Source organism: Planctomycetota bacterium (assembly GCA_039182125.1).
In the GTDB taxonomy this organism is placed as follows: domain Bacteria; phylum Planctomycetota; class Phycisphaerae; order Tepidisphaerales; family Tepidisphaeraceae; genus JBCDCH01.
In genome coordinates, this window is record JBCDCH010000111.1 from 1 (window position 1) to 8844 (window position 8844).

The 8844-nt window shown below is 61.1% G+C and carries 1 protein-coding gene; it reads left to right on the plus strand.

Annotated elements, in window-relative coordinates; genetic code table 11:
* Positions 1-8844 (plus strand): putative Ig domain-containing protein (locus AAGD32_17895; protein MEM8876121.1); only part of this gene is annotated, 8844 nt, incomplete at both ends.

Genomic DNA, 8844 nt, shown 5'->3' on the forward strand with positions numbered 1-8844 from the left:
AAGTACGATTGAAGTCATCTCAGCTGCCGGCTTGGCGGCTGCAGATGTTGACGGGGATGGGAGCATCGAAGTCTTTGCCGGTCGGGCCGCCGACAGCCGCCTCTTAATGTTGGAGTATAAAGATAATACCTTGTACGAGACTTTGAGTGACCAAAGAATATGGAGTCATGGTGGGTCCACCAACAACGCGCCGATTGTATCTATTGGTAATTTAGACGCGGACAACGACGCAGAAGTTCTTGTGGGATTCGACGTATTTGATGTATTTGTCGATTCCGAGTCCGGCGTCAAGTCTCTAGTAAAAAAGGATCAGCCAGATATTCCGACCAACCCTAGCGACCCAACGGTCGTAACTTTTCATGAAAGAGCATCGGGGTTTTTGGGACCGAGTTTTCCCGCTATAGCTGAGGTAGCGTTTGGACTGCCTGGCAGTGAAGGGCAGGAAATCATTCTTGGCGGATCGGTTCTTACGAGTAGCGGTCATATTGTCTGGGATCAGACTTATCTTGGCGCCGTGACTCAAGGCCCACCGGCGGTCGCAGACATCAATGGTGACGGAGATGCTGAAATTGTTTTTGTTAGTGGGGGCCAAAGCAACTCTTTCGTCATAGCGGTTAAAGCCTCCAGTGGAGACTTGGTATGGCATACCCAGATACCTGATATTGAGCCGACAATCCCAAATACTCCAGGACCGCCAGTCGTTGCGGATCTTGATGGAGACGGAAATGTTGAGATTGCGCTAGCCGATCGGTCGGTTTTTGCAGTTTTTGATGGGATTAACGGGGAAGTTAAATGGACATTGCCGGTAGACGGAAGCGGAGTTATTGGCGCATCGGCATTTGATTTCGATGCCGACGGTCGGACTGAACTTGTTTACGGAGATGATCACAACCTTTACATTCTCTCAGCGCCGATTGACCCGTATAAAGACCAACTCGATGTCCGGTGGGCCTTTGCAAGAGATCATTCAACAAATGCAGAGGCTCCGGTTGTCGCGGACGTCGATGCGGACGGTGATGCCGAGATCGTATTTTCTGCTTATGGATGGTCCGTGGGGCACAGCGCCGACTCAGATGGCTTGAATGGCGGAATCTACATTGCAGATGAGCCGAGTTGGTCAAATACTCGCCCAATCTGGAATCAGGACACCTACCACGTAACGAATATCAATGACGATTTGACCGTTCCGAGCATCGAGTCGCCGAGTTGGTTGACCCACAACACCTACAGGGAAAACGCATTTTTAGGATCAAATCAAACTGAAGGTGTAAGCCCAGATCTGATTGCCTCTTACGTGCGAGTGTCCGAGTACGCGGGAAATGGGCGCTACACAGTGCGCATCGGGAATGCGGGGAGCCGGGCGGTAGAACCTGGCGTCAAGGTAGCTTTTTTTGCTCATGACCCAGCCACCGGCGCATTCGATCGAAGTGCGGTAGGTCAGCAGCTCGGCGTGGTCGAGACAACAACCACATTGGGCCACGGCCAATTCGAAGACGTGACCTTCGAAACCGAAGGGCTATTGGTCCCCGAAGACCACCTTTGGATCGTGGCGGACTGGGATGCGGAGGGGTTGGATGCTCCTGTTCCCATATCTGTCTACGGGTACATCAACGAATGCAATGAGGCGAACAATACGTACCACTTGGCCGACGGCTTGGTTTCATTGCCTGCAAACTTTGATCCGACAATCGAGTCTTTGCCGGTGACACGAGGTGTTGTTGGAGATCGCTATGTATATGACGCTATCGCAACAGACATCAACGTGGATCAGACGCACGTGTTTGCGATACTAACTGGTCCGGAAGGCATGGTGATTGATGGGGCGGCGGGTTTGATTTCATGGGTGCCCACAGGAGATCAAATCGGCTCTCACGACGTTTCTCTTCTCGTTGAAGATGGTTTTGGGGGACGTGATATCCAGCAGTTTTCGGTAACCGTCACCGCGCCGAACGCCAAACCGATCGTCACCTTGCCGCCCATCGGTGTGGCCGTTGCTGGATCTGAATGGCAACTCACGCTCGACGCAACCGACCCGAACGGCGACGAGTTGACATACTCATTCCTGAAAGCGCCGATCTACGGCCTGCCGGGGACCGACCCGACGATCGACACCGATGGCGTGGTCCGCTGGACGCCGCCTTCGCAGCTAAACAACACCGCCCATCAGTTTGTGGTCGCCGTGGACGACGGCCGTGGCGGCATCACCACCGCCGAGTTTTGGGTGACGGTGGGGCGTCACGCTTCGCCGCAGATCACCTCGACGCCGACCGAAATCGATCTTTTCGTGGGACATGGCTGGGACTATCAGGTGATTGCATCGGACGCCGAAGACGGCGGCAACCTCGACTACAGCCTCGACGTGTCGACCGCGGCGTTGGGAGTCGGCATCTCTTCCGGTGGCCTGGTGAACTGGACCCCAGACGCGGAAGGCACCTACACGATCCGTGTCAAAGTAGCCGACCAGGGCAAGGGGCCCGAATTTGGGGGCGACGTGACGAGCCCCCCTGCGCTCACCACCCAGACCTTCCAGGTGACGGTGCGAGAACCGTCCTCTGAAGCGGAAGGGCTGCTGGCCCCCGTGATCCAGAACGAGATCGCCGCACCCGCGGTGCCCGGACGCGCGTGGAGCTACGCCGTCGAAGCCGCCAGCTTGAACGAAGAGAGCACCGGCTTGGTTTACAGCTTCCCGGTGTCTTCAGGGCCGGGTGCGCCGCCCTCGGGCGTGACCATCGACGGATCGAGCGGACAAGTCGCGTGGGACAACCCCGTGGCCGGCTATCACGTGTTCACGATCCAGGTGGCGGAAGCGTCGGATCCGACGGCGTACACCGAAAAGAACGTGACGTTGCCCGTGATCACGGCCAACCCACCCGTGATCATAGGTGCCCCGACGCGCATCCAGAGTGTTTTCGGGTCTGCGCGAAATGTCACATTCCAGGTTCAAGATTTTGAAGGCCAAGCCCTCACCTTGGAGTCGCTAGATCCCGATGTCGCGGTGTTTACGCAGACGGCTTTGCCCTCGGGCCCAGCCGGTCCACAGGACGTGACGCTTACGATTGATCCAGGAAGTTTCGATTCCGATCAACCAATCCGCACAGCCTCCTTTATTGTCCGTGATAGCGACGGCAACGAATCGCTTCACACGGTGTTCGTGGACCTACTGCCGAGTGGCGTTCAGGCCAGTCTCACGGTGACGGGCCCCGCCGAGATCGCGCTGGGAGAGACCTGGGTGGGCCGCTTCCGATACGTAGATGCGGATCCTCAGTCGGGCACACCTACATTCGGCTCGTTTAGCAACCCAAACGTGGACGGTCGGGTTGTCTTTGAGCAGGGCGTGAACGAGGGCTGGGTTTCGTGGACGCCCCCCGCCTCGTTCCTTCAGAAGAGCCCACTCAATCCGAACGATCTGCATTCGGAGAAGACGCTCATCACCGGGCTCTTCGTGTCCGATGACGGCAGCACTCTTTTCACCCCATTAACGGTCAAGGTGACTGCTTCGCGCGGTGGTAACCGGCTTCCGACGATCAACTCTTCCTCGGTCGGTTCTGCCGCGAGTTATGACGAACCGCTGGTGTATGCGCCGCGGGCGACTGATCCCGACGGCGACGCGTTGACGTGGTCGATCTTGGAGGGACCGGATACGGCCAGCATCGATCCGATCTCGGGGCTGTTTGTTTGGCACCCCAGCGACGACGAGTTGACCCGGGTTCAGACCGCGACCATCGAGGTCCGCGACCCGTACGGGGGCACCGACACCGAGATCATCGAGCTCAAAACAAGCCCGCAACTCAAGCGGAACCTGGCCCCGCGCATCGAACCGGCTTCGGGCCTGCGCGCCTCGAAGGACGGCACCTGGACTTTCGACGTCCCGGCCACCGATCCCAACGGCGACGACTTGAGCTTCTCGTTCGTCGATGCGGCGTCGTTGAGCACGAACGGGACCGCGGATATCGATCCGAACACCGGCAAGGTGACTTGGACCCCCAACGCCGCCGCCAATGCCGGCAGCGTTTTCTCATTCACGGTCCGCGCCGAAGAAGTCCGCGGCAACGGTCAGCCGGGCGCGTACGCCGTCCGCACCTTCGACGTGTTTTTGGTGGAAGGTTCCATTCCCACCGTGGAGTTGCAGGTCGACCGGTCCTTCCCGCAGCCGGGCCAGAGGGTGTTCTTCACGGTGGTGGCCGACGATGAGGTGGGCATCGTGTCTACGGAACTGATCCTCAAAGACGCGAACGACGTACAGATCGCGCGGTTGCTGCCCGATGCGCAAGGGGTCGCCAGCTACGTGTTCGAGGGGGCGGTCGGTGCGATTTTCACGGCGACGGCGGTGGCGGTGAACGTAGACGGCAACGAAGAAGAAGAAACCAAGATCGTTCGTCTTTCGGAAGCGGATACATCGGTGCCGCGGGCGAGCATTAAGAACATTCGAACCGGGCAAGTTTTAAGCGAGGCGATCGACGTACGGGTCAGCGTGACGGATCCGGGCCCTGGGCAATTGCCGCTTAAGCGCGTGACGCTGGCCCTCGAGTCGGTCGCCGATGACCGCGTCATCCCGCTGTTCGACGGGCAGGATGTCCCGCAAGACGATGACTGGGCGATCGCTTCGATCGATCCGTTGAGCCGACCGGACGGCGCTTACCGGCTCGTCCTGACGGTGACGGACCAGGCGGGCAAGACGAGCCAAGACGCCGTGGACGTTCGGATCGAATCGCTCAACGGCGTGAAGGTCGGCAACTTCAATCTCGGCTTCACGGACATCACCATCCCGGTGGCCGGGGTGCCCATTACGGTACAGCGCACCTACGACACGTTGAACGCGCCCGAAAGCTTGGACTTTGGTCACGGCTGGTCCTTGGATTTGATCACCGGGCACGCCGAAGTGACGAATCTTCTGGAAAGTGCCTGGCGGGACGACACCACCGGCTTATTCAGCGGTCCCGCTTACGGGCCGACGTGGCGGCAGGGAACGGAGGTCACGTTGACCCTACCGGGCGGGGAAAAGCAGTCCTTCCGGGCGATCGCAGTGGAACCGGTGACCGGGAACGGCCCGGCGGGCGTGGCGGGCGGCTTGGTGGCCAACAGCTCGATCCACGCGGTGGCGTTTATGCCGGCCCCCGGCCAAGACGGCAGCCGCCTCGACTTCGCGGCCAGCCAGGAGCGATTCAAGTACCCGTTCTATCTCCAGCGTGAACTCGACGGCGAAATCGCCACCGACAGCTTCAACAGCGCGACCGTGGTCTACGACGAAGAGACGGGCGCGTTCCGTCGGTCCGGCGGTTCCGCGGCGGGCAGCGAGTTCGCCCAGTCGTTCACCCCCGAAGGCCAGGGGCTCGATTACCGGCTCACGCGTCCGGACGGCACAAAATACATCTACGACTCGTCCACGCTCGAGCTCCTCTCGGTCCAGGATCCCGACGGCAATGCCGTCTCGTTCAGCGACACCTCGATCGTGGCCAAGCGGGGGGGGCAGACCATCGAGACGCTGGTGATCGAACGCGACGCCCAAGGACGCATCCTGGAGGTCTACCGCGACGAAGAGCTCGAAGCCGAGCGTGAAAGCGTGCGATACGGGTACGACACGGAAGGGAACCTCGCATGGGTGCTGGACCGGTCCGGCCGACTCACCTCGATGAAGTACGACGAGTTGTTGCCCGGAACCACCGCGATCGAGCTGGACCACATCCTTACTTCGATCGTCCAGTATCCGGATCGGTTGCCCGACCCCGACGCGACCGACGCACAGATCGCCGCGGATATCGCGGCCGGCGGCAGCCCCGTGATGCAGATCGGCTTCGACTCGGACGGACGAGTCTCGAAGATCGTGGACGCCTCGGGGGCCCAGGCGGGCTTCGAGTACACGAACACCTCCAGCTTCGGGCGTGGCGAAGTCGTGACGGACGATTTAGGTGCGGTCACGGAAGTTATCCGGGACGACCGAGGCAACGTCGTCCGCCAAATCCAGCAGATCTCGCTGGGCCGGTACTTGGTGTCTCACTTTGATTTCGACGAGGACGGCAACCGGACCGCGGCGTATGAGCCTTTTGAAGCGGTCAGCCTGGCCGCCGCCGAAACCGCGCCCAAGCCGTCGGCCACGCTCTCGACCACCAAATACGACAGCGAGGGGCGGGTCTCCGAAACCGTGGACGCCCTGGGCAACATGACCCGGTTCAAGGATTATCACCCCACCGGCAGCCCACGGCTGATCATCGGCCCGCTGGGCAACCAAACCGTCAACGAATACGACAAGCAGGGCCGTTTACGCTCGACCATCGATAGCGAAGGCAACAAAACGGAATACGTCTACAACACGCAGGGCAACCTGCGGACGATCTACCGGTACGACGACGCGAACCGACGCATCGAGAGCGGCACGTTCAGCTACGACAACCACGGCCGGCTGATTCAGACCACGGAGGTGGACGCAGGCGGCGACTCGGGTAACCAAGCTCCGGTGACCCGCTACTTCGCGTACGACGAAGAAGGCAACCAAACCCACGCCTGGCACGTCTGGACCGACCCGCAGGATTCGAATTCCCAGAAAACCCTCGTCAACGTCACGGCCTACGACGAAGAAGGCCGCTCGCTTTCCACGGCGCAACACACCCTTGCGGGCGCGTACGAATCCAGCGACGGCGACGCCGTGCGGTCTGCGCTCATCGGCCATACCGCCGATTGGTCGGCCGGCACCACGTACGACAACCAAGGCCGGGTATCCCAAGCGACCGATCAATTCGGACGCGAGACACACACGCGATACGACAGCCGCGGCAACGTCGTCGAGACCCGCACCCAGACGGAAACGTCCGAAAGCATCGGCATCGACGCTTGGATCGTCACGCGGACGTTCTACGACGACAACGGCCGCGCGGTGGCCACCACCGACCCGTTCTTGATCGACCAAAACGGCGATTACCTCGACCCGACCGACGAGAGCAACGCCGTGAGTGATCGGTCGTTCCTCCGGCTGACCCACACGATCTACGACGACGCGGGCCGCGTGGTCGAGACCCGGCGCATCGCCAACTCCGAAATCACGGTCGCCGCCGTCGGCTCGTTCTACGAAGCAGGGTGGGACGACAACACCATCGACGGCGACGAAAACACCTACGCCGCCGGCACCAAGCTCTCCTGGTCCACGACGACCTACGACGGTCAAGGCCGCGTCGAAACCACGGTCAGCCAAATCACGGCATCTAACCCGGACGGCGTCCGCACCGACTACTACTACGACCCCGCGGGCCGGCAGATCGGCGTGCTGGGGCCGGAAGTCGATCTCGACGGCGACCCCAACACCGAAGTCATCCGCCGCACCCTCTCCGCAACCCATTACGACAAGGCCGGCCGGCAGCTCGAAAGCATCACCGGGATCGCCATCGATGCCGTCGGCCGCCCCGGCTTCGCCGCCTTCTTTGAGGAAATCACCGGCGACCCGGACGGCGAGTCCTACCAGCAATACCGGCTCCGCGACACCATCGCCCAAGAGGACGCGTCAAGCTCGGTCCGCCGCCGCGCTTCCTTCACGCACGACAAGCTCGGCCGCGTCACCCACACCACCCAACACGGCGACGCCCAGACCGGCGACCTCACCGCCGAAACCGTGTACGACGCCTTGGGCCGACGCTCCGCCGAGATCGACCCGCTCCGCCGCCGCACCGATTACCACTTCGACGACGCCGGACGACTCACAGGCGTCACCCTGCCCGGCGTCATCGACGCCGACCCCAACTCCAATACCTTCAACCAGACCGTCCGCCCTCATTACGCCTACGGCTACGACGCCTTCGGCCGTCAGACCGAAATTACGGACCCTCAAGAGCGGACCACGACATTCGGCTACGACGCGCAAGGCCGGCAGACCAGCCGAACCCTGCCGCTTGGGCAACCCGAAGAACTCGGTGCCGGCTTCACGGAATCGTCCACCTACATCACAAGCGGCATCCACGACGGTCTACAGGAAACCGCCACCGACTTCGAGGGCAACACGGTTACGTTCGGATATGACGACTTTGGTCGGCAATATCTGGCGGTATACACCGATGCAAACGGCGTGGAACAGCGCCGCGTCGAGATCACCTACGACGCGCTTGGTCGCGTGAAAGAGATCGAAGACACCGGCAACCAGGGCCTCGGCACCACAACCCACACTTACGATGCTAACGGTCGTCTTGCGGTCAGAGCGACCCCTGTTGGCACGATCAACTACGAATACGACGATACAACCGGCCGCCTCGACGCGACCCACACCGAGTCCACCCGCACCGAGTACGGCTACGACGACCTTGGCCGGCTGACAACCGTTGCCGTGACCGAACGCTTCAACACCACCGCTAACCTTACCGCCGGCGGCGAGATCACCACCTACGTCTACGACGCGCTGGGCCAGACCGACTATGAGGTCGGTCCCAACGGCGTGACCAAAGACCACCAGTACGACGCTCTGGGCCGGCTGACCGACATCGTCCACTTCACCGGAGACGACGGCGACGGCATTTACGAACCCGGACCGACCGAGTCCTTGGTCGCCCGGTTTGTGTACACCTACGACGCCGCGGGCAACCGCTCGTCCTCGACGGAGACCATCGGTGCGCTCCAGCAGGTCTTTACCTACGCGTACGACGGGCTCAACCGCCTAACCAAGGAGACCCTCGCCAGCAGCACCGACCCGTCCCGCGACTACACCACCGAATACCGGTTCGACCTCTCCAGCAACCGGACCCAGCTCGTCAAGGACGCCGGCAGCGACGGCTACACCAGCACCGGTGGCGACGAGACCGTCGATTACACCTACGACGCCAACGATCGGCTGCTGGCCGAAGACTCCACCGACGACAACAACGACAAGAC